General features: G+C 48.3%; 1 pseudogene. It reads right to left on the reverse strand.

Going from position 1 to position 267, the window contains the following annotated elements:
- Positions 1-28: 28 nt before the first annotated feature.
- Positions 29-267 (reverse strand): annotated as a pseudogene (locus SB773_RS32250) (hypothetical protein); the annotation flags it as partial.

The raw sequence follows: 267 nt of genomic DNA on the forward strand, positions 1-267 counted from the left end.
CTCGCGAAACTCGACTTTTTCCTTGAGTCTACGGGATGTTACCTGTGGAATTCGCAGAAAAACGGTTACTACTGCCAAAACGGCGTAGGCGATGAGTGAGCATACGTAGAGCATTTGCAAATTCATCGAGACGACGAGCACCACCTAATGCGGTTCCACCGATACGGGATAGGGTAGAAATATTCAGATAGAAGCTGTTTGCCTTGAGCAATTCGTCTTTGTCCAGTATGGCAGGCAGGGATGCTTGCACGGTCGGAAAGTAAAAGG

Origin of the sequence: Bacillus sp. SIMBA_074, from assembly GCF_046534555.1 — a bacterium.
GTDB lineage: Bacteria > Bacillota > Bacilli > Bacillales > Bacillaceae_G > Bacillus_A > Bacillus_A mycoides.